18 protein-coding genes and 1 pseudogene are annotated in these 21,428 nt (G+C 65.5%); 9 read left to right on the top strand and 10 right to left on the bottom strand.

The features are described from left to right. Positions 1-10: 10 nt before the first annotated feature. The 8 genes from OYT95_RS40255 to OYT95_RS40220 form a co-directional block, all read right to left on the bottom strand. Positions 11-937 carry a biotin-dependent carboxyltransferase family protein gene (locus tag OYT95_RS40255; protein ID WP_268793110.1) on the bottom strand — a complete coding sequence of 309 codons (927 nt, stop codon included), beginning with the start codon at positions 935-937 and terminating at the stop codon, positions 11-13. Continuing rightward, positions 938-1,573, bottom strand: a complete 636-nt coding sequence (locus OYT95_RS40250; protein ID WP_268793109.1) for a 5-oxoprolinase subunit B family protein — start codon at positions 1,571-1,573, stop codon at positions 938-940. Further along, on the bottom strand, positions 1,566-2,360 hold the full coding sequence (locus OYT95_RS40245) for a LamB/YcsF family protein (protein ID WP_268793108.1): 795 nt from the start codon (positions 2,358-2,360) through the stop codon (positions 1,566-1,568). The genes OYT95_RS40250 and OYT95_RS40245 overlap by 8 nt, the downstream gene beginning before the upstream one ends. Then, positions 2,360-3,052, bottom strand: a complete 693-nt coding sequence (locus tag OYT95_RS40240) for a GntR family transcriptional regulator (RefSeq protein WP_112298536.1) — start codon at positions 3,050-3,052, stop codon at positions 2,360-2,362. The genes OYT95_RS40245 and OYT95_RS40240 overlap by 1 nt, the downstream gene beginning before the upstream one ends. A gap of 1,215 nt (positions 3,053-4,267) precedes the next feature. Beyond that, positions 4,268-5,245: a PDR/VanB family oxidoreductase gene (locus OYT95_RS40235; protein ID WP_268793107.1), complete on the bottom strand. Its 978-nt coding sequence runs from the start codon at positions 5,243-5,245 to the stop codon at positions 4,268-4,270. A gap of 2 nt (positions 5,246-5,247) precedes the next feature. Then, positions 5,248-5,754: a hypothetical protein gene (locus OYT95_RS40230; RefSeq protein WP_200887865.1), complete on the bottom strand. Its 507-nt coding sequence runs from the start codon at positions 5,752-5,754 to the stop codon at positions 5,248-5,250. Then, positions 5,751-6,938 (bottom strand): zinc-dependent alcohol dehydrogenase, encoded by a 1,188-nt coding sequence (locus OYT95_RS40225; RefSeq protein WP_268793106.1) that lies wholly within the window; start codon positions 6,936-6,938, stop codon positions 5,751-5,753. The genes OYT95_RS40230 and OYT95_RS40225 overlap by 4 nt, the downstream gene beginning before the upstream one ends. A 31-nt stretch (positions 6,939-6,969) precedes the next feature. Next, entirely contained in the window at positions 6,970-8,253 is a 1,284-nt protein-coding gene (locus OYT95_RS40220) for an aromatic ring-hydroxylating dioxygenase subunit alpha (RefSeq protein WP_268793105.1), read from the bottom strand. 267 nt (positions 8,254-8,520) lie between these two features. Between OYT95_RS40220 and OYT95_RS40215 the strand changes: the two genes are divergently transcribed. The 4 genes from OYT95_RS40215 to OYT95_RS40200 all read left to right on the top strand — a co-directional run bounded on the left by OYT95_RS40215 (position 8,521) and on the right by OYT95_RS40200 (position 13,363). Beyond that, on the top strand, positions 8,521-9,402 hold the full coding sequence (locus OYT95_RS40215; protein WP_268793104.1) for an IclR family transcriptional regulator domain-containing protein: 882 nt from the start codon (positions 8,521-8,523) through the stop codon (positions 9,400-9,402). 260 nt (positions 9,403-9,662) lie between these two features. Beyond that, complete coding sequence (locus OYT95_RS40210; protein WP_268793103.1) at positions 9,663-10,907, top strand: MFS transporter; 1,245 nt, start codon at positions 9,663-9,665, stop codon at positions 10,905-10,907. After that, complete coding sequence (locus tag OYT95_RS40205; RefSeq protein WP_128642673.1) at positions 10,904-11,698, top strand: IclR family transcriptional regulator domain-containing protein; 795 nt, start codon at positions 10,904-10,906, stop codon at positions 11,696-11,698. The genes OYT95_RS40210 and OYT95_RS40205 overlap by 4 nt, the downstream gene beginning before the upstream one ends. Before the next feature lie 399 nt (positions 11,699-12,097). Beyond that, positions 12,098-13,363, top strand: a complete 1,266-nt coding sequence (locus OYT95_RS40200; protein WP_235214828.1) for an MFS transporter — start codon at positions 12,098-12,100, stop codon at positions 13,361-13,363. A 62-nt stretch (positions 13,364-13,425) separates the two neighbouring features. Here OYT95_RS40200 and OYT95_RS44560 read toward each other — a convergent pair. Together OYT95_RS44560 and OYT95_RS40195 are read right to left on the bottom strand one after the other, a co-directional pair. Beyond that, positions 13,426-13,667, bottom strand: a pseudogene (locus tag OYT95_RS44560) (hypothetical protein); the annotation flags it as partial. 309 nt (positions 13,668-13,976) lie between these two features. After that, positions 13,977-15,452, bottom strand: coding sequence for an aldehyde dehydrogenase (NADP(+)) (locus tag OYT95_RS40195; protein WP_128642675.1), 1,476 nt, complete (start codon positions 15,450-15,452; stop codon positions 13,977-13,979). Positions 15,453-15,614: 162 nt separating this feature from the next. Here OYT95_RS40195 and OYT95_RS40190 point away from each other — a divergent pair, with 162 nt between their 5' ends. Genes OYT95_RS40190 through OYT95_RS40170 form a run of 5 tightly spaced genes read left to right on the top strand, consistent with a single transcriptional unit; the run spans position 15,615 to position 21,406 of the window. Continuing rightward, the gene (locus tag OYT95_RS40190) at positions 15,615-16,751 is read left to right on the top strand and encodes a CaiB/BaiF CoA transferase family protein (protein ID WP_268793102.1); all 1,137 of its coding nucleotides are present in this window, start codon (positions 15,615-15,617) and stop codon (positions 16,749-16,751) included. Between the two features lie 49 nt (positions 16,752-16,800). Continuing rightward, a complete protein-coding gene (locus tag OYT95_RS40185) occupies positions 16,801-17,919 on the top strand; it encodes an acyl-CoA dehydrogenase family protein (RefSeq protein WP_268793101.1) in 1,119 nt (372 codons plus the stop codon). A 6-nt stretch (positions 17,920-17,925) separates the two neighbouring features. Continuing rightward, positions 17,926-19,122: a CaiB/BaiF CoA transferase family protein gene (locus tag OYT95_RS40180; RefSeq protein WP_128642678.1), complete on the top strand. Its 1,197-nt coding sequence runs from the start codon at positions 17,926-17,928 to the stop codon at positions 19,120-19,122. Then, a complete protein-coding gene (locus OYT95_RS40175; RefSeq protein WP_268793100.1) occupies positions 19,119-20,285 on the top strand; it encodes a zinc-binding dehydrogenase in 1,167 nt (388 codons plus the stop codon). The genes OYT95_RS40180 and OYT95_RS40175 overlap by 4 nt, the downstream gene beginning before the upstream one ends. After that, on the top strand, positions 20,282-21,406 hold the full coding sequence (locus OYT95_RS40170) for a glycoside hydrolase family 88 protein (RefSeq protein ID WP_128642680.1): 1,125 nt from the start codon (positions 20,282-20,284) through the stop codon (positions 21,404-21,406). Before OYT95_RS40175 ends, OYT95_RS40170 begins: the two co-directional genes overlap by 4 nt. Positions 21,407-21,428 lie beyond the last annotated feature (22 nt).

Genomic DNA, 21,428 nt, shown 5'->3' with positions numbered 1-21,428 from the left:
CCGGTGTGGGTCAGTGATCTTCGTTTCGGAGCGGTGTGAATCGGATCCGGATGCCGGGCGCTGCCTGAGCCAGGAGGTCGACATCGCGTTCGGTGACCACCCCGATGACCGGGTATCCGCCGGTCACGGGATGGTCGGCGAGGAACACGATCGGTTCACCGGAGGGTGGGATCTGGATTGCTCCGAGGGCCATACCCTCGGACGGGAGATCCACCGACCCGATGCTCAGGGGTGGACCTGTCAGCCGCGCGCCGACGCGGTCGCAGTCCGCGCTCACGGTCCAGGGTGTGGCGGTCAGTGCTGCCCGATCTCGCGCGGTGAAGATGGTTTCGCGTGGACCCCAGCGGAAGGATACTTCGACTGCTCCGACGGGAAGGCGCGGCGGCGTCAGTTCGAGCGGAACATTATGGGGCGGTATGTGAATTGCTGTTCCAAGCGCGAATTCAGACCCGGTTCGTACTCTCACGGGGCCGAGTCCGGACAGGCAGTCGGTTGCCGCGGAGCCGAACACTTTCTCGGTCTCGATTCCACCTTCGACCGCAAGGTACGCACGCAGCCCTGTGACAGGCCGGCCCAGGGTCAGAACCTGCCCTGCCCGCAGCAGTGTCCGCCGCCCTTCGGTCGGGGCGCGGCCGTCGATGTGGATGTCGACGGTGGCGCCGGTGACAGCCACATACCGATCGGTGGACACCGTGATTGCGAGCCCACCGAACGTGTTCTCGAACGCGGTTGCGCCGTCCGCATTGCCGACGAGGCGGTTCGCCAGCGTAAGGCTCGTGCGGTCAACGGCACCGGACACGGTGACCCCGAGGTGGGCGAATCCGGGCCGGCCCAGATCCTGAAGCGTCGTGCTCAGACCCGCGTCGAGAACGGTCACCCGTGCGGGATCCACTGTGTCTGAGAGGAGACGGACAGGGTCGACGAGCGTGATCGTCATCTATTCCACCGCCTCGAAGCGCACCCGGTCCCCCACGGACAGTCGGCTGGGAGTTGCCGCGTTGATGTCCCACAGCACCTCGGATGTCGATCCGATCAGGTGCCACCCGCCCGGGGTTCCACCCGGATAGACGACGGTCTGCGTGCCCGCGATCGCGACGAGGCCGGCCCCGACGCGAGGGCGCGGCGAGGTTCGCCGGGCCAACTTGAGCAACTCGGGCAGGCCGTCGATGTACGCGAAACCCGGTGCGAAGCCGAAAAAGCCGACGCGATGCACGGCGGAGGTGTGCGCCTCGACGACTGCCTCCACGGTCATCCCCAGCGTGCGAGCCACCTCCGCGAGGTCGTCCCCGTCGTATCGCACCGGAATGACCAGCGGTGCCCGCTCGGGGGATGCAGCCGATGCTTCGGTATCGGTCGTTGCAAGCAGATCGCGAACGTTGTCGGCGAGAAGTCCCATATCGGACGATGTGTGGGCGCGGAACATGATGGAGCGTGCGGCGGGAACGACGTCCTCCACCAGTGCCGACCACGTCTGCGCCCGCGCGGCGGCGACGAGTGCGGCGATGCGGTCTGGGGCGATGTCGACGATCCAGGCGCGATCGCCGGCCCGGAGAAGGTTGCTGGCCTCAACCATGACGCCCACCACCGATCGGAACCAGCGTCTGGCCATTCTGCTCGAGCATCGACCGGGTCTGCCGAGCGATGTCGACCGCACCCGGGGTGTCACTGTGGATACACATCGCAATCGTCGCGGCATCGTCTGGAACCACCGTGACGGACCGGGCAGCTACCGAGCCCACCGACCCGGTCTCGACCATGTGCACGGCACGTGTCGCAGCCTCCGAGGGGTCGACGATGAGCGCATCCGGATGCGACCGCGACACGAGCAGACCGTCATCGGTGTACGACCGATCGATGAAAACCTCGGCATGAGGCGTTAATCCGGCATCGAGGGCGGTTTTCCACAGCACCGTGTCGTACTGGCAGAGAACGGGAAGTCCCGCATCGAGCAGGCCGATCGCTTCCACGATCGCGCTTGCCTGTCCCTGATGCCGTGCAGCGGTGTTGTAGAGCGCGCCGTGCGCCTTGACGTAAGACACGAATGTCCCGGCGATCCGGGCGAAAGCCTGCAGGGCACCGATCTGGTAGACGATGTCGTTGACCAGGGTGGGTGTGGGGACATCGATGAAGCGACGACCGAAACCGACCAGATCTCGATACGACACCTGCGCACCCACCGAAACGCCGCGTGCAGCAGCCATTTCACAGGTCCGGCGCAGGATGTCAGGATCGCCCGCGTGGAACCCGCACGCGATGTTCGCGGCGGTGACCTGGTCCATCAGTGGCGCCTCGTCGCCGACCCCCCACACCCCGAATCCCTCGCCGATATCGGTATTGATCGAGACCGTCCGACGTCTCATCAGGTGCGCTCCGCCCAGTAGGTACGCATGTCCTCGGCCGAGTTTTCCCACGCGCGGTGCAGACCGGTCTGCCCGCCGTCGATGTGCAAGACGATCTGGCGCGCCAGTTCTTCGGAATTGCCGTCGGCGAGGGCTTGCACCATGGCCTTGTGCTCGTCCTGCACCCGGTCGTAGGCACACGTCCCGTGAACGTAGTAGCGGGAATACGGCTCGAGCCGGTGATACATCTGCGCGATGATCTCGTAGCGCATCGGCAGGCGCGACAGCCGGTACATGTCAAGGTGGAACACCAGATTCGTGCGCGACCACACATCGGCCCCGGTCTCGGCCACCTGATCCATCTGTTCGGCCATCGCCTCGAATCGGCTGATGTCTCTCCGTGACACCCGCTCGGTGACGTGCTCGGCGAAGCTCGGCTCGACGAGCCGGCGAAGGTCGTAGATTTCGTCGATCTCATCGAGATCGAGCGCGGTGACGAACGTGCCGCGGCCGGGGACCGACCGCAGCAGACCCTCCCCCGCGAGGGTTCGGATAGCCTCGCGCAGCGGGATCCGGGACACTCCGAACCGATCGGCCAGTTCCTCCTGCACCAGTCGATGCCCAGGGGGGTAAATGCCCTCGACGATCGAGGTCCGGAGCCGGGACGTCAGGTCCCCTTCTGGAGACCCGAACTCTTGTGATGTAGGCGACATATTCACTGTATACACTGGATCCAGCAGCGCCGTCCAGCCCTGCAGAGCCGAAACGCCCGTTGTTTACAAGAACGAATCACCGCGTAACACTCGCCTGACCGATTCCCTCGCCCACCGCGCAGCGCACTGGTCTCGCAATCCTGGCGACGGACTCGACGTCCGGTGTGGCCCGCCGCCAGTTCCCGCGGTTGGGTCCGCAAGAACGCCCGAGGTGATGCACCATGCATCACTCGCCCTACCCCCAACATGCGTACCGGACGCACCCTGAAACCATGAGCAAACCACTCACACCCCGCGAGCAGGCGCTATGGCGAATGAGACACAAAACGCCAAGTCGGCGTCGAGCCGTATCCGGATCCGGATACAAATCGCCACCTCGTCGTAGGTCGGCGCAACCTCAGGGACAAGACCTCTGGCTCACCAAATACGAAGCCCGGCACTACGTCACCACCCGCCGCTGGGCCCACGCCGTCCGCGCCGCCGACGCCGACCCCGACATCGACGGCCTCGCCTACCGGCCCCGGCACAACGAGGACACCCTCGCCTGGATCCTCTCCACCAGCCCCGCCATCACACCCCACCCCGACCTGACCCTCGACCCCACCCCTGCCACTCGACCACGGCCCCGGCCGCGACCTCGCCGCCCACATCATCGCCGACCACAGCGCCATCCTCTCCCCCACCTGAACCGCAACAGTGCGTGCTACCGCCTTGGAGTGAGCGTGCGCGCAGACCACGACGGGAGACTCGCCCACCTGACTGCACGATGTCGCGCAGCACTCCCTCCCACGTATCGGAAGGGTACGACCATCGATCATGTGCGTAGGCCCAGTGTCGAAAGGGGGTGTGCGAATACTGGCATCGACTTCCACCTGGCGAAGGCTTCCAGACTCGGGCCCGGTGCTTTTCCGTGGCGGGATTGATCGGCTGATTTGGACAGTCCCAGATCGCCATACCGGAAACGGCGGTCGACTCGCAGTCGTGGCCTCACCGCCCGTCCGTCTGGCTAGTTGGTGGTTGAGGTATGAGGGCCGCACAGTTAGGAACTCACGGGCTCCGCGCCCTATTTGCGGCGTGACTCATCTCATCGCGGTTCGCGGACAGTGACCATCACCAGATGCCCAGGCGGCGTGGTTCACCCGGCTTCAGGGATGAGGCGTGGCCGCTTCTACCGTCGGAACAATGACGCCCGGCTCCCCACAGCTTCCTTTGACGTCAAGCGTCGAGTACCAGAGTGGGTGTGCGGGAACGTCCGACGCAGATCATCATCGTCTCGCCCTTCTCACGATCTGCCTGAGAGAGGATCGAATCGTGATGTTCGGGAACTCCGTCGAGCACGCGGGTTTCGCAGGACCCGCAGAAGCCATCCTCGCAGGAGTACAGGATGTCCGGGTTCGCTTCGAGGACGACTTCGAGCAGAGTGCGGTCGGCGGGCACCTTCAACGTGCAGCCGGTACGACGCAGTTCGACGTCGAATTCGGTGGGCGACTGCCCGTCCGAGGCTCCCGCTGCCGCGGCAGGGTCCGCCCCCACGACGGGAGCGCCGAACCGCTCGAAATGAATCGCCTCGTCACCGAGCACCGGACCGCACACCGACTTCACCGCCTGCAGTAGGCCTTCGGGGCCGCAGCAGTACACCGCGGTACCGGCCGGAACGTCGGCCAGGGCGGCTGCCAGGTCGAGGTTTCCGGATTCGTCCGAGGGAGAGACGTTCACCTCACCGAGACCGCGAAACTCCTCCACGAATGCCATCGTCGCGCGGCTTCGGCCACCGTAGAGTGCGGACCAGCTGGCGTTCTCCCGCGACAGCTGTCGTGCCATCGGAAGAATGGGAGTGACCCCGATTCCTCCGGCGATCAGGAGGTAGTGGGGTGCGGGCTCGAGGGCGAAGTGGTTGCGGGGGCCACGCACCGCCAGGAGATCCCCCACCCGGACACTGTCATGGATTTCCTTCGACCCACCACGTCCCTCGTCTTCTTTCAGGACGGCGATCCGGTAGGCGGCCTTGTAGGTGGGGTCACCACACAGGCTGTACTGCCGAACGGTCCCGGAGGGCAGCACGATGTCGATGTGTGCTCCGGGCTCCCACTCAGCCAGGGCGGCGCCGTCCGGTCGTTCCAGGGTCAGCGACAACACGCCATCGGATTCGAGTCGTTGTTGCCGGACCAGGAGGTGGTTGGTCTCTTGTGTCATTTTCAGATCCTTGGGGTCGAGAGAACTGGCGCGTATGCACCCGCGGTGCGGTATCCCCCCTTGAGGACATCGACGAAGGCGGTGGCGAGAGAGACCTGGGTGATGGACACCAGCATGTCGAGTTCCATCCTCAGTACTGCCATCGCTTCGGCGCCTTGCGGGCTGTCCCAGTCCTGCTGATCGACCAGGACACCGGCGAGCAGGTTGCCCGACTGGCGGGCCGCTTCGGCCATCGCGGTGGCGAAACCGACGGGGACTTGGGGCAGCACCGAGCCGATGAGAATGACCATGTCCGATTCGGTAACCAACTCGTCGATACGGCGCATGGTGGTGGTGTCGGCGCTGATGTCGCGCACGGCTGCCTCGTTCGGCGCGCGCTCGGTGACCACCTGCACCTCGGTCAGCCCGGCCGCAGCCATCTGCTCGACGACTCTGTGACCCGATTCCCCTAAAGGCACCAGTACAATTCGTGCCACATAGGACAGTCGGCGTGGTGTCATCTCGCTCATGACAACGTTCCTCGTTTCTGATCGGTCGGGCGGCGCAGCTGCGGGCGGATGACGACGTGCGGACTCACCGGCCCCAGTCCGGTGGCCATCCGTCCCAGCATGTCGTCGACCTGATCCAGATCGACGTCGACGGAGGGCACGATCTCCAAGCCTGATCGCCCGTCGGCGAGGAGTTCGATGCTGCGTGCGACCGCATCGGGGGAGCGGCCGCGGACACCGACGATGGTGTTGGCGCCGCGTACCAGGGATTTGAGATCGAGTTCGCAGACCGGGGTCGAGCCCAGTCCGCCGATGACGAGCCGACCCCGCTTGCGCAGCACGCGGGCGGCGGCGGCAACGGCCTCTCCCCCGAGTCCGACGGTGTCGAGTAGTACATCGGCTCCCTCGGCGCCGGTTGCTCGCAGGATCAGCTCGGGGAGGCTGTGGTTGTTGTTGATCACCGGTACCGCACCGAGCGATTCGGCGATCTCGAGGCGGCCAGCCGACTGCGGCACCCCGATGACGACGATGCGGGCGGCGCCGACGGCTCGGGCAGCGGCTACCGCGGCGATGCCGTGGTAGCCGGGGCCGATCACGACGACGGTGGAGCCTTCCTTGGCCCCGCCGGCGTCGACCGTCCAGTCGAGCGCGTTGGCGAAGGGCTGCGTCCATGCCGCGAGATCCGCATCGAGATCCGCCGGTAGCCGGTACACGAGACTGTTCGCGCTGAGCTGCATGTATTCGGCGTTGCCGCCGTGCAGGCCCGCCCCGTCGTCCGCCGAGAGAAGGCCCACTCGCTGTTTTCCCGCGAACAGATCGGTGTGTGGGCACATGCGGTAGTCCCCGATGCGGCACGCCGGGCAGTCCGCCCGCAGGCACGGCAGGTATTCCTCCAATGCGACCCGGTCGCCGGGCCGCACGCGCCACGCGGTCGACTGTGTCTCGTCGAGTGAGACGACGGTCCCAACGACGTGATGGCCGAGCACGGTGGGCGAGTCCAGTCCGGCCCGATACAGTCCGACATCGGTTCCGCACACCGCGGAGGATTCGACTTCGAGCCAGCCCACCGCACCGACCGCCGCGTCGGTGTCGAGTTGACGGACGGTCGTCGTCATGTCGGGCATCGACACCGCGGCGCGGACCAGCCTCGGCGGGCCGGCTACCGAGCGCGTCGGTGCGATGTCGATGTCGGCGCTGTTGGTCACGACGGACTCCTTGTTCTCGTTGCCTGGGTGGTCAGATGGAGACGAAGTCTTCGCCCTCGACCATGCGGAGCGCATCCTCGGCACCCTCCTTGAAGGGCGTCGCCTTCGGCAGCAGGACCGAGGTCGACCGCACACGCTGATGTTCGGGCTTCATCCCGGGCAGGGCCCCCGCCTCGAGCTCTTCGAGCGCGGCCAGCAGCCGACGCCGAGCCAAGATGATGCCCGCGTCCGAGGTACCGAGCCGTTCCTTCGTGCGATCGCAGATCTCACCCATCGACTCCTGCAGGGAGAAGTCCTGCGCGGCAATGCCCTCGATGCCTGAGAACGTCTTCTTCCGCCGCTGGGCCTCACGGTCCATCAGGTAGTCGTTGTCCTTGTTGGCCAGCGTCCGGTAGGTCCCGGGGATGTACTTGGCGTGGATTCCGTCGCCGTTGCGCATCGACGCGAGTTCGTCGTCGCGCAGTTCCCGGGTGGGGTGGTAGTTGATGCTCCACGCCCAGCACGTCTCGTCGTCGATCGGCACCCACGCGTGCCCGCCGAGCGGGTTGTGCGTTCCGAACGGCGGAATGATGGTGTACCAGGGCATGATCCACTGCGTGATCCGCCAGTAGTACTCCTCGTCGTTGGCGTTGCGGCGGGCCCCGATGACCAGACCGCCGTCGCTCTCGGCGACCTCGAACTTCGGTCGGGTGTCGGCCTTGAGGTACTTGTTGCCCTCGGTTCCCGAGTGCATCGGATCGTCGTCGAGGTTGAACCGGTGGGCGAACGAGACGTGACTCGAGTCGATCCCGCCCTCCATCGCCTGCAGGTAGTTCGTCTCCTGCAGGCGCTTCGAGATAAATCGGTGGCCCTCGCCGAGCATCGCCCACTCGAGTTCGGGCAGTTCGGGTTTCAGCTCGGGTGGGCCCATGTAGGTCCAGATCACGCCGCCGCGCTCGACACACGGGTACGCCTTCTGCTTGATCCGGGACTTGAACTTCGAGTCCTCCGGCTCGGATGGCATGTCGATGCAGTTGCCTTCGACGTCGTACTTCCAGCCGTGGTACGCGCAGCGCAGTCCGCAGTCCTCATTGCGGCCGAAGTACAGCGAGGCGGTGCGGTGACTGCAGAACTCGTCGAGCAGACCGAGCCGGCCCTGGGTGTCGCGGAATGCGATCAGTTGCTCGCCGAGCAACTTGACCCGGACCGGAGCGCAATCCGGCTCAGGCAACTCCTCCGCCAGCAACGCCGGGATCCAGTATCGGCGAAAGAGCCGGCCCATCGGCGTATCGGGGTCCGTCTGTACCAGCAGGGTGTTTTGGTCTTGCGTCAGCATGGGAGTCCTTTCGATCTTCCGCGGTATTGACATCCGCATAGCGCGCAGTTGCGCGAAATTTGACCGGTGCGAGAACTTTGACACAAACCGCTTCGTAGCGTCAACCATGGACGGCCTTACCTCTCGGACCCAAGGCCCCAGGTCCTCGCCATTTCAGGCACCGGATGCGTCGAACCCTGCCGACCTCATCGCGCGCAACCCCAACGACGAGGCCACCGGACAGCACGCGCATATGCGCGCAGAGCGAACTTCACTAGACTCTTGGTAGTGGGATCCAATGGAGCCGCTCAGCGAGTGCAGCCACCGGAGAGGGAGCAGATGACGCGAGCCAGGAGCGCGGCCGACGGCATACCGTCGTCGACGCCCGTGCGGCCAGCCCGGCCGAAGGACGCGGTCCAATCACTCGAACGCGCCATCGCGGTGCTGACCACCTTCGACCGCGAGCATCGCGACCTCACGCTGACCGAGGTAGCAGATCGGTGCCGACTTCCCCGCTCCGCGGCGCGGCGATTCCTGCACACGCTCGTCGAACTCGGATTCGTCGAGGTCTCCGGCCGCAAGTTCACCCTGACGCCGCAGGTACTCGAGCTGGGCTATGCCAATCTGTCGAGGTTCACCCTGGCCGACGTGTGCCAGCCGCACCTCGCGGCACTTGCGCAAAACCTGGGAACCTCCGCGTCCGTGACCGTGCTCGAAGGCCCGGACATCCGGTATGTCAGCAGGGTGGACGTCGCGTCCGGCATGTCGGTGTCCTTGAAGGCGGGTAGCCGGATGCCTGCCCGCCGGACCGCGGCTGGACAGGTGCTGCTGGCCGCACTTCCCGAGTCCGAGCTGGATCGGCATCTCGATGTCACGGCTACCCAGGACTCTCGCCCCGCGCTCGCAAAGGACGAGCGCAATCGACTCGAGCGCGAGTTGGACATCATCCGCCGTCAGGGCTGGGCCTTCGCCGACCAGGTTCTCGACGTCGGCGTGCAAGCGTTGGCCGTGCCGCTTCGCTCCCGAACCGGCCGCGACGTCGGCGCGCTCACGGTGTCGATGTACCAAACACACGAACCTGCGCGCACCCTAATTCCGCGGTACCTTCCCCCGCTCCTCGAAACCGCCGGCCGGATCTCCCTGGAACTGCGCGCCGGAATCGAAATCTGATTGCACGGCCTGCTGCGGGGGCACGCGAACGTCCGCCCAGTCGCCGAGTGATCACGGTTTGTTCCATCGGCATCCCCGCTATCCGTTGCGACACTTTGGCGGCGCACGAAGCATCCTAGGGCGGCAACAGTAGGCAACACCCCCCCAGAGACTGCGACACTGGCGTCCGAAGATAGAATGCTTGAACGCTATGCGGACGCCTGATGAGGCGACCGTGCGCATCGTCGCGCGGCAATAGGACTGTCGATGGAGTACCTGCAGTGAACAACCGCGATTTCCGAGGACTGCTGCCGCTGTTGACTGCTGCCATGGCTATCGGGCCGCTGCTGACCTACGGGCTGAGTTCGACGAGTGCGCTGGTCATCGACTCGCTCGGTATCACCGCGGTGCAGTTCGGGATGCTTGCCACGCTCACCTTCCTGACAGCGGCTGCCCTGTCCCTGGCCTTCAGCCGGTTCAGTGATCGCTTCCCCGCTCGCGCCCTGCTCGTCACGGTATTCGCGGGCGCCGCACTCTCGTTCGTCGTCGCGGCGCTGTCGACGAACTACCTGTGGTTGCTGGCAGCCATGGCTTTGTCCGGGGCAGCGCAGGCTCTGTCGAACCCGGTCACCAATCGCGTGATCAGCGACCACGCCCCACCGGCCAAGCGGTCACCCTGGATCGGAGTGAAGCAGTCGGGGGTGCAGGCCAGTCAACTCGCCGCCGGCATCGGATGCCCCACACTGGCGCTTGCCTGGGGATGGCGAGGCCCGCTGTGGGTCGGCGCCGCCGTCGCGGGCATCTCGGCCATCCTGGCCTGGCGTTTCGCACCGTCTCGCGCTCGGTCGCGTCGGTCGGCGAGCGCGCTCGGGGTCGGTCCACCTTCCTCCGGCCGTACCGAGCACCGATCGCTGCCCCCGGCAATCTGGCTATTCGCCGCCTACGCCTTGTTCTCCGGCGCCGCCCTTCAAGCCACCAACGTCTATCTTCCGCTGTTCGCGCACGACGAGATGGGTTTGAACCTGACCGTGGCCGGGCTCACCGCAGCGGCTGCCGGCCTGATCGGTGTCACCGCGCGGATCGGCTGGGGCCGGGCGCTTGCCGGGAAAACCGGCCCCTTCGTCCTGCTGCTGATCCTCGCATCGGGCTCCACGCTCGGCGCACTCGCCCTACTCGGCGCCCAACTTCTGGGATGGCTTCCCCTACTGTGGCTCGGCGTCGGCATCCACGGCGCGACCGCGCTCGCGGCCAACGTGGTCTTGATGGCCGGCGCGCTCCGCGTGGTTCAGACCAGCACCGTGGGCCGCGCCTCGAGCGCCATCGCGGTCGGGATGTACCTCGGATTCGCCTGCGGGCCCGCGCTGATGGGCCTGCTGACCGACCACACCGGCGGATTCGCGACCGGCTGGTCAGCCGCTGTGGCGCTGTACACGGTATGCATCGTCCTCAGCCTCTGGGGGATCCGCGGTACCGATGCACACACCCAGTCGGCAGCACCCCGCGAAGTAGATAGGTTGAGCCTGTGAGCGAGAACGAAGCGACCACGATGCCCCAGGAACAGAACCGCGACCACGTTCAAGCTCTCGGCCGGGGGCTCGAGGTACTCAAACTGTTCGGGCGAGAACGCCGCCCCCTGTCGGTCACCGAGGTCGCGACCCTCGCCGGCATCACCCGCACCGCCGCCCGGCGTTTCGTGCTGACACTGGAGTACATGGGCTACCTGTCCTACGACGGCACCGCCTACACCGTCCGCCCCGCGGTACTCGAGATCGGTGATGCCTACGTCCTGAGCAGCGGCCTTCCCGATATCGTCCGGCCCTACCTCGAGCGCCTCGCCGAGCAGACACAGGAGACGGCGTCCCTCACCGTGCTGCACCACGACAAGATCTTCTACGTCGACCGGGTCCAGGCCGACCGGGTCCTCACGGTCGAAATCGTGGTCGGGACGAGTCTGCCGGCCTACGCCGTCGCCACCGGTCGGGTGCTCCTGTCGGACCGCACGGATACCGAACTCGACGCCTATCTAGCGACCGTGAACACCCACAGTTACACCGAGGCCACCACGATCGACGCCACCGAATTGCGCGCGAAGATCATCGACGCCCGCGACGAGGGGTGGTCGCTGGCGGACCAAGAACTCACCGAGGGGGTTCGTTCGATCGCCGTGCCCGTCCGCGACGCTGAAGGCCACGCAGTCGCAGCCCTCAACGTCTCCGCCCAGTCATCGCGTGTCTCACTCGACCACATGAGGGGATCAATCCTCACCGCACTCCAGAAAGCCGCCGAGCAGATCCGCAAGGAGCTGGCGGAAATCTGAAGCCTTGTCGGCAGTCGCGCCGTTCTGGAACGGCGAGCTGCACGCCGCGCGACTGAAGTATCGCGTGGCGACTACCAGGCCGGTCCGCGTGGCATCCGATGGCTGAGCCGATACAGGCAGATTACGTCCGCATAGCGTGCAATTGATCCATAAACGGACGCACCTATTGTGTGAACACGATCACCTTGATAGAACAGGTGTAGCGCTCGACCGGTCCAAGGTGATTCAACCTCAGCTTTACAGCGACGTGCCTACTCGTGACGTTCACCGCCCACTTCCACACCTCGACTGCGCCAACGCTATTCCACTAAACGGCAACGATCTTCTCCGATGAGATCCGGGTTGCAGCCCAACCCGAGACCCTGAGCAATCGCGCCGAGACCAGACAGGAACTACCTCGTGCAGACAATTTCAGCATCCCCTGATCAGCAGGTACGCAACCGCTATCGGTGGGTAGTACTCGTACTCTGCTGGCTCGCCTTCACCATGACCTCCGTCGATCGCTCCACTTGGGGTCCGGCATCGGTCTTCGTCGGCGAGGATCTCGGCGTGCCACTCGCCAGCCTCGGCGTGTTCGCCACCGCGTACTACATCGGATACGTCTGCTCCAACGCCCTCACGGGGGTGCTGTCCGACCGATTCGGTGGCCGCGAGGTGGTCACCGCGTCGCTTGTTGGCGCAGGTGTCTTCATGATGGTCTTCGGATCAACCACCTCTGCGGCGATCGGCATCGGTGTGCAGGCAGTCGTCGGTTTCTTCGCCGGCGCGGATTACGCCGCAGGCGTCAAACTCCTTGCAAGCTGGTTCAAGCCCAAAGAACTCGGCAAAGTCATGGGACTGTTCACCTCCGCCACCTCACTCGGCACCGTCATCGCCAACACCGTCGTCCCATGGATGATCAACCACTACAGCTGGCACGCCTCCTACCATCTTTTCGGTGCCATCTCGGTCGTGACCGCAGTCGCCTGCTACGTAATCATTCGGCCGGGACCGGTCGTCAACCAGCGCGCCACGAACCGTGACGGCAAACGCCCTTCCGCCTGGAAGACACTGACCACCAACCGCGACCTGATGCTGCTCTCACTCGCCGGGTTCGGCGGCTTCTGGGGCACATACGGATTCGTCACCTGGTCTAACGCCCTCCTCATCAAAGGACATGGAGTCTCCAGCACCACCGCCGGATTCATCGTGGCCATCTTCGCGGGCGTGGCGGTGTTCAGCAAGCCCCTCATCGGAATGCTCGGCGACAAAGTCGGCAGCGCCCGAAAGCCCGCGATCGTCATCCTCGCACTGTTCGCCGCCATCCTGATCTTCTTCGGCACCCTGGACAACGTCCCGGCGCTCCTGATTGCGGCACCCGTCCTCGGCCTGGTCGGATACGGATACCTGCCACTGATCGTCGCGATGATTCCGCGTCTGGTTTCGAGCGAGGTCACCGGTACCGCCGCCGGCGCCTCCAACGCCTTCTGGCAGATCGCCAGCACTCTCGTCCCTCTCGCGATCGGCGCGGTCTTCTCCGCCACCGGCTCGTTCCTAGCGGCGTTCTCCACCCTCGCCGTCGGACCGATGATCGGCGCAGTCGTCCTGTACTTCGTCGACGAGGACGGCGGAATGATCACGGTCGCCGACCCGGCACCGGAACCTCCCGACACCACCACACACTGATACCCACTTCCCAACGACACGACGGACTCCCGAGGGAGTCCGTCGTGTCGTTGGTTGCAGCGCACTCGGGCGTGATCGTCGTTAGCCGGCGCGGCGGCAAGTTCCCGGGACTCGTCGCAACGGTGTGTCCAAGCTCGCGAAATCCAGGGTGCGGACCCGGTAGTCATATCCCTCGTCGGCGTTGTTGCGGACCATGACTCCCCTTGTCCCGGACGACCGCTGTCTTCGGAGTTCCGGCCACCTCCGGCTGACTCGAACAGACGTACAGCCGATTTCGTTGCGGACGCCGAGCACCAGCTCGCCGGCCTCGGGCACCCCAATCCCCGACTGACCACGATCACGAAATCGTCTCCGCCAGCTGCGCGCCGCACTGCTCCAACTCTGGAATCTCTGAACTACTGCAACCATTACCCGTGTTGAGCAGTGGGAACGACATGTCCCCCAGCAGCGGCTCACCGACATCGCGCCCGGACCTGACCGCCCGCCGCCGCATCCTCGCATTCCGCAAGGGGCTTCCTCGCCGTGGCCGGGCCGTCAGATGGCAGCGGTGAACCGGCAGAGCTCTCTTCTGGGGGCAGCTTGGTGCACCCAGAAAGTGCGCGGGCCGTGGGCCCTACGACAGGTGGCCGTTCACCCGGCGTGGGATACCCCACGGGTTCGCGTCGACGAGTGCGGGAGGCAGATGCGCTTCGTGCACCGATTGGTATGCGACCGGCCGCAGGAACCTCCGAATCGCGGTAGCGCCGACTGACGTGTGAACGGAGTTGGTGGCCGGGTACGGACCACCGTGGTGCTGGGCCCAACTGACGGCGACACCGGTGGGCCATCCATTCCAGATGACGCGCCCCGCGTAGCGCGCAAGTGCGTCGAGCAGTGCTGCGGCATCGTGGTCATCGTCGGTGCCGTGGACGGTCGCCGTCAGCGTGCCCGGCAGGACAGCCACCGTCGCGTAAAGTTCCGCGACCGATGTGTAGGTCACGATCAATCCGAATGGACCGAAGCACTCTTTGATCAGGGCATGTGAGTTTCGATGCAACGCCCGAGCGTCGGTCACGCCGATCACCGGGCGGACCGACAGATCGTCCAGATCGCTCTGCTCGGGCGATGACACCGGCCGGACGTCCGGGTGCTCGAGGATCTCCCGGGACACGTCGAGGAACGATTGGCGAATTCCGCTGTGCAGCAGACGGAAAGAATCGTCCGCGACCGCGGTTCGGACGAGCCACTCGATCGAACTCTGGTCGGGGACGAACAGAATCCCCGGTTTGGTACAGAACTGACCGGCGCCGAGGAGTAATGATTCGAGGAATTGGCCCGCAATCTTTCCCGACCGTTCCGCAGCCGCGGCAGGTGTCACGAACACCGGGTTGATACTGCCGAGCTCGCCGTAGAACGGGATGGGGTACGGCCGACTGGCTACCAAATCTGCAAGAGCCCGGCCACCCGATGTCGAACCGGTGAATCCGACGGCCGTGATGCGGGGATCCTGAACGAGCAGACGTCCGACGTCGGCGCCCTGCACCACCCCGAACGTGCCGTCCGGGGCGCCGCCCGCACGAAGTCCCTCGTCGATCGCCCGCGCGTAGGCGGCGGTCAATCGCGGCTGAGCGGGATGTGCTTTGGCGACGACGGGACAGCCGGCGGCCAATGCGGAAGCGGTATCTCCGCCGCCGAGCCCGAACGCGAACGGAAAGTTACTCGCACCGAACACCGCGGCGGGTCCGGTGGGTACAAGCATCCGCCGCAGGTCGGGGCGCGGAGCGGGATGCGCGTCCGGATCTGCTGTGTCGATGATGGCCTCCAGCCAGGAGCCCTCTTCGACGACATCGGCGAACATTCGAAGCTGCATCGTGGTTCGCGAGACTTCGCCGCGGAGGCGCGCCTCGGGGAGCGAACTGTCGGCGGCCGCCAGCGGCACCAATTCCGCTCCGTTTGCGTCGAGTGCTTCGGCCATCGACCGCAGAATCTGTGCCCGTCGGCTCGGGTCCGTTCGGGCGAGTGACGTCGCGGCGGTCTCCGCGGCAGAGAGAATCCGCTCGTAATCCCCTGTGGTGGTGTCTGGAAGGGTCTCTATCGCAGTGGTTTCCATTGCTATTCCTGTCGAGTTCGGAGCGTCCCGTGCTGAGGATGTGCGCCTCAGTGTGAGGGAGAACGGGTGTGACGCCATACCTCCACATGGAGATGGTGTGAGTGCAGTCACCACGCCAGGATTGGCATCACACGAGGTACCGACTGACTCTGGAGGACGACGATGACCGCAACGACGGGCCCACTTGCGGGGGTTCGGGTACTGGACATGACACGTCTGGCACCCGGACCATACGCGAGCATGCTGCTCGCGGATCTCGGTGCAGACGTGATCGCGATCGGTGGTGGTCGTTCCGGGCTTCCGGTGCCGGCACTGTCTCGAGGCAAGGAATTCATATCGCTGGATCTCAAGACCGAGGACGGCCGCCAGGCCCTGCGAACGCTCGTCTCGGAAGCTGACGTTTTCATGGAGGGATTCCGGCCCGGTGTCGCGGCCAGGCTGGGCGCCGGCTACGCGGAATTGTCTGCCCTCAATCCGGGACTCGTCTACTGCAGCGTGACGGGCTACGGCCAGGACGGACCGATGGCGCAACGCGCCGGTCACGACATCAACTACCTCGCGATCGGGGGTGCCCTCGGGGCCTTCGGCCCATCGGATCAGCCGCCGGTCCCGCCTTTGAACCTGGTCGCCGACTTCGCGGGAGGTGGGTTGCTGTCGGCCTTCGGCATTCTGGGCGCGTTGTACGACAGGACTCGAACAGGAAGGGGCCGGTATATCGACTCCGCCATGGTCGACGGCGTCCTGTCGATGATGGGAATGAACTTCGTCGATTGGCAGACGCCGACGCTGCCCGGCCGCGGATGTGGCGTACTGGTCGGGTCGATGCCGTTCTATCGGTGCTATCGCTGTTCCGACGGTCGATACGTCGCGGTGGGTGCCCTGGAGGTGGCATTTTTCGAGCGGATGTGGACCACCCTCGACCTCGGAGCCGTACCGAATCATTTCGACGAGTCCACCTGGGACCTCATCGAGAAATCGCTGACCACCGAGTTCGAGAAGAAGACGATGGTGGAGTGGACCGCGGTGTTCGCCGACGTGGATGCGTGCGTGACACCGGTGCTCGAACCGCACGAGCTGTCCACGTTCGACCAGATCGTGGCCAGGGATCCGGAATTTGCACTGGATTCGGTCCCGGTGGTCCCCATGTTCTCCGGCGGACCGAAACGGCGCGTCACCGACACCCGCGTCAAGACCGATGAAGTCCTGCGCCGCGCCGGACTTCCCGAAGATGTCGCCGGCCGTGCCGCCGCGGACGGCGTCCCACCCTCCGTGACGGGTCTGACCTGGCCACCGCTGTGACCGTCGACTCCCGAATCATCACATTCCCCGCAGACACCAGGAGCAATTCATGAGTATCGAACACCTCGAGTTCCGCGCGAGCGTCCGCAAACTCGCGCAGACCAAGATCGCACCGCATGCCGCCGACGTGGATGACAAGGAGCGATTCCCGTCCGAATCGTGGGCGGCCCTGTGCAGCAACGACCTGCCCGGACTTGCGCATCCCGAGAGCCTCGGTGGGAGTGGAGCCGATCTCCTCTCCCAGATCATCGCAGTGGAGGAAGTCGCAGCATCCTGCGCAAGCTCGGCGCTGGTGATGCTGGTCAACTGGGCGGGCACGTCCACAGTGCTGAGTCAGGGCTCCGACGAGTTGAAGCAACTGGTAGTACCAGGTGTCGCGTCGGGCTCCGCAGGCGCTGCGTGGTGCATGACCGAGCCGCGCGTGGGATCGGACCTGTCGGCCATCGCGACGACCGCAATACAGGATGGATCCGACTGGATTCTGAATGGGCAGAAGCGATTTATCAGTAATGCGCCGTGGGCCGACTGGTACGCGGTCCTGGCGAAGACCGGCGACAAGTCACTCGGTGTCTTCATCGTGCACAAGGACGACGCCGGCGTCAGCTTCGGTGCGCCCGAGAAGAAGATGGGAATGCGCGGCAGTCCGACGGCCGATATCGTCCTCGACGGCTGTCGGCTTCCCGCTGTTCGTGTCGTCAATGATCCCAATAAGGGGTTCCAATACATCTCCTCGGAACTGAACGTCAGCCGCGCACTCATCGCGGCGCAGGCCCTCGGAATTGCGCAGGGCGCTTTCGACGCCGCCGTCTCGTACACGACGAACCGCGACCAGTTCGGCCAGCCCATTTCGCGCTTCCAGCTTCTGCGGGGCATGGTCGCCGATATGGCCGTCAAGATCGAGTCGGCTCGTTCGCTGCTTTACGACGCGGTCCAACTCATTCAGGACGGGGATCCGGCGGCGCGTGCAAAGGTGGCCATGGCGAAGCTGCTGTGCAGCGACAATGCCATGTCGGTGACCACCGATGCGCTACAACTGCATGGCGGTTACGGCTATGTGCGTGACTATCCGGTGGAGCGGATGATGCGCGACGCCAAGATCACTCAGATCTATGAGGGCACCAATCAGATTCAGCGACTTCTCATCGCCAAATCGGTTTACGGAAAGTAGGGCGTCGTGCAACACATTCAACAGCAAGCGCTGAGCGGCATCCGGGTACTCGATCTCGGCGAGATCATGCAGGCCCCCGTTGCGGCGCAGGTCCTCGGCGACCTCGGCGCCGAAGTGATCAAGGTCGAGCGAGGTGTCAATGGAGACATGCTGCGGGGCCTGGATCGCGATTCACTTGAGGCAGGTCGCCCCGGCGCCTACTTCGCCGCGGTCAACCGTAACAAGCGCAGCATCGCACTCAATCTGAAATCTGCTGAGGGAAAGGACATTCTGCATCAGCTGCTCGCGACGACGGATGTTCTCATCCACAGCTACCGGACCGCGGCGGTCGAACGGCTCGGGTTGACATACGACGACCTGCAGGAGCGTTACCCCAGGCTTGTCTACGGTACCGCGACCGGATTCGGGGAAACCGGGCCGTATGCCCACAAGGCCGGCCAGGACATGCTCGCGCAGGCGCTCAGCGGGATGGCGAGGTCGTGCGGCGACCCGTCGATCTCGGCGTACGTGCACCCGGTGCCGACGGTCGACTATGCATCGGGCATGGCCCTGGCGCAGGGGATTCTGGCCGCACTGTTCGAACGCGAGCGTTCCGGCCGTGGCCAGAAGGTCAGCGTCAACCTCTTCGATACGGCACTGTCGCTGCAGACCCTCGAAAGTGCCACGCTGCTCATGGACCAGCGTGAGACCAACTGGGTGACGGATTGGTACAGCGGCATCTTCGAGACGACGGACGGTCTGCTGCTGGTGCTCGGCCTGTTCCGCGACAACCCCCTGCAGCTGGCGTGCAAAGCACTCGGCATCGACGATCTGTCCGTCCAGCCATCCTTCACGTCGCCACAGCTCCAGGCCGAGAACAAGGAGGCCGCCAACGCTGTCCTGCGTCCACTGATCGCACGGCTGAGCACCACCGAGGCGGCGGAACTGTTCGACGGGGTCGACCTGCTGTGCGCACCGCTGCTCACCCTGCAGGAGGCGCTCGATCATCCCCAGGCCCGCCACAACGGCACACTCGTCGACGTCGATGTCGAGGGTGTGCGGACGACCCGTCTGATCGGCAGTCCCGTCACTTTGTCCCGTACGCCCGCACAAGTACGCCGAGGGGTGCCCGCGGTGGGTGAACATTCCGACGAAATCCTGCACGAGCTCGGAGTATCCGAGTCACGTGTCCAGACATTGCGCAGCAAGGAAGTGATCCGATGAGTAATGCGATGCAGACGGACCCGGCGAGCCCGACCACCGGCACGGCCACCAGCACGGCCACAGCGATGGTGCTCGAAGAGTTCGGGCAGGCCATGGCGCCGAGGACGTTCCCACGCGTGGATCCCGACTCCGGCGCGGTCGTCGTCGACGTGACGCACGCGGGAATCTGTGGAACGGACATTCACCTGCAGCAGGGTCGCCTGCCCATACCGGTGCCGGTCATCCTGGGGCACGAAGCGGTCGGTCGAGTGCACGCCCTCGGCGAGGGTGTCACAACGGACGCGCGCGGCGAGGAGCTTCGCGTCGGGGATGCGGTGTCGTGGGCATCCAACATCCCGTGCGGGCACTGCTACTACTGCGAGGATCAGCAGGAACCGTCACTGTGCGAGACCCGCAAGGTGTACGGCATCAATCAGTCTTCGGCCGACTGGCCCCACCTGTCGGGTGGGTGGTCCGAGCAGATCTACCTCCAGCCCGGCTCGACGATCGTCCGCATCCCGTCCTCGGTGACACCGCAGCAGGTGATCGCGCTCGGTTGCGCCGGACCGACTGCCGTCCACGCGGTGAACGGTATCGCCAAGCCTGACGCAGGCGATGTCGTCGTGGTACAGGGCAGCGGACCGGTCGGACTGGCGTGCGCCATGTACGCCACGCTCGCCGGGGCGGCGAAGGTGATCATCGTCGGCGGACCGGCCAACCGTCTGGAGGTCGCGCGGACGGCCGGCATTGGCGACGTCCACATCGACATCTTCGCTGAGACGGATCGAGCGGCCCGCTTGGACCGAATTCTCGCGGAAACGACGGGCGGGCGCGGTGCCGACGTCGTCATCGAGGCCGCCGGTGTACCGACGGCGGTGTCCGAGGGCATCGACATCGCCCGGCGCGGCGGCAAGTACCTCGTCGTCGGCCAGTACACGGACCACGGCACCACTCCGATCAACCCCCACTACATCACGAAGAAGCAGCTGCAGGTGCTGGGAAGCTGGGCGTTCTCCCCGCACAACCACCTCGAATACGTCGAATCGCTACCTCGGCTGGCAGCACGGTTCGACCTCGCCTCGATGGTCACCGAGTACCCACTCGGAAAGGCGGATGAGGCCATGGGCGACATGCGGGACGGGCGCACGCTCAAGTCGGTTCTGGTGACCGGAGGTCAGTCGTGACCGGCTCCCGGTACACCGCCGCCATCGACTCGATGCTCGACCGTATCGACTCGACAGCCAAGCAGACCAGCGGCAACTTCCCGCATTACGGTGACCCTGAATCCGGCGAATGGACCACCACCGCCGACGGAAACTGGACGGGCGGATTCTGGGGCGGACTGGCCGCACTCGGCTTCGTGGCGTCCGGTGAGGACCGCCTGTCGCGACTCGCCGACGAGATCACCGAGCAGGTCCTGCCCAGGGAGAGCTCCGATACCGCCTTCCGCGGCTTCCTCTTCTGGTACGGCGCGGCGGTCAACCACCTCGTCACCGGAAGCGCGAGCGCATCCGAGATCGCACTGGCGGGTGCCCGCGGGCTGTTCGCCAGCTTCAACGATCGAGCGGGCGTGATCCCGCTCGGCGCGGAAGCGGAAGAAGCGGAAGCGGTCGGCGAGGGCGCCGCGAACATCGACGCCGTCCCGGGCACCGTCGCGCTGCTGTCGTGGGCGTCGGCGCAGACCGGCGACCCGCGGTTCCTCGACGCCGCGATCCGTCACGCGGAGCGGCACATCGAGCTCTGCATCCGGGCGGATGGTTCGGTCTGTCAGTCGGCGCTGTTCGACACGTCCAACGGTGCGCTTCTGGACCGCTACACCCACAAGGGTATGAACGACGACAGCACCTGGGGTCGGGCGCAGGCGTGGGCGATGGTGGCGTACGCCCAGGCCGCGCAGTGGGCGTCGCCGTCCTTCCTGCCGACCGCCGTCCGGCTGGCCGACTGGTGGCTGGACCGCACGCCGACTGCCGGAATCGTGTCATGGGACTTCGACGCCGGCACCGGGCCGCACGTTCCGATCGACACGTCCGCCACTGCGATCGCCGCTGCCGCGCTGCTCAAGCTCGCCCGACTGGTTCCCGACCGGACCGACTTCCGGGACAGGGCCGTCGCCCATGTGGATGCGCTCCTCGACCACCTCACCCCGACCGGACCGCACGACGGCAGACCGGCAGGGATCCTCTTGGACGGTTGCTTCGACAAGCGCCGGGACTTCGCTACCCGGAACGAGCTGATCTGGGGCGATTACTTCCTGCTCGAGTGCCTGATCAGCCTGGACGGCCGGTCCGATACTCTGACACTGTGACCCAGCCGACATGAACGGGTTG

Source organism: Rhodococcus sp. JS3073 (genome assembly GCF_026810085.1).
Classification (GTDB): Bacteria; Actinomycetota; Actinomycetes; order Mycobacteriales; family Mycobacteriaceae; genus Rhodococcus_F; species Rhodococcus_F wratislaviensis.
This window is presented reverse-complemented; position numbering and strand designations above follow the sequence as displayed.

What these genes read in the sequence shown, in the direction of transcription:
- OYT95_RS40245 (WP_268793108.1), bottom strand. Translation starts at nt 2,360, where the DNA reads ATGAGACGTCGGACGGTCTCGATCAATACCGATATCGGCGAGGGATTC.
- OYT95_RS40220 (WP_268793105.1), bottom strand. Translation starts at nt 8,253, where the DNA reads ATGCTGACGCAAGACCAAAACACCCTGCTGGTACAGACGGACCCCGAT.
- OYT95_RS40240 (WP_112298536.1), bottom strand. Translation starts at nt 3,052, where the DNA reads ATGTCGCCTACATCACAAGAGTTCGGGTCTCCAGAAGGGGACCTGACG.
- OYT95_RS40185 (WP_268793101.1), top strand. Translation starts at nt 16,801, where the DNA reads ATGAGTATCGAACACCTCGAGTTCCGCGCGAGCGTCCGCAAACTCGCG.
- OYT95_RS40195 (WP_128642675.1), bottom strand. Translation starts at nt 15,452, where the DNA reads ATGGAAACCACTGCGATAGAGACCCTTCCAGACACCACCACAGGGGAT.
- OYT95_RS40175 (WP_268793100.1), top strand. Translation starts at nt 19,119, where the DNA reads ATGAGTAATGCGATGCAGACGGACCCGGCGAGCCCGACCACCGGCACG.
- OYT95_RS40250 (WP_268793109.1), bottom strand. Translation starts at nt 1,573, where the DNA reads ATGGTTGAGGCCAGCAACCTTCTCCGGGCCGGCGATCGCGCCTGGATC.
- OYT95_RS40235 (WP_268793107.1), bottom strand. Translation starts at nt 5,245, where the DNA reads ATGACACAAGAGACCAACCACCTCCTGGTCCGGCAACAACGACTCGAA.
- OYT95_RS40230 (WP_200887865.1), bottom strand. Translation starts at nt 5,754, where the DNA reads ATGAGCGAGATGACACCACGCCGACTGTCCTATGTGGCACGAATTGTA.
- OYT95_RS40190 (WP_268793102.1), top strand. Translation starts at nt 15,615, where the DNA reads ATGACCGCAACGACGGGCCCACTTGCGGGGGTTCGGGTACTGGACATG.
- OYT95_RS40255 (WP_268793110.1), bottom strand. Translation starts at nt 937, where the DNA reads ATGACGATCACGCTCGTCGACCCTGTCCGTCTCCTCTCAGACACAGTG.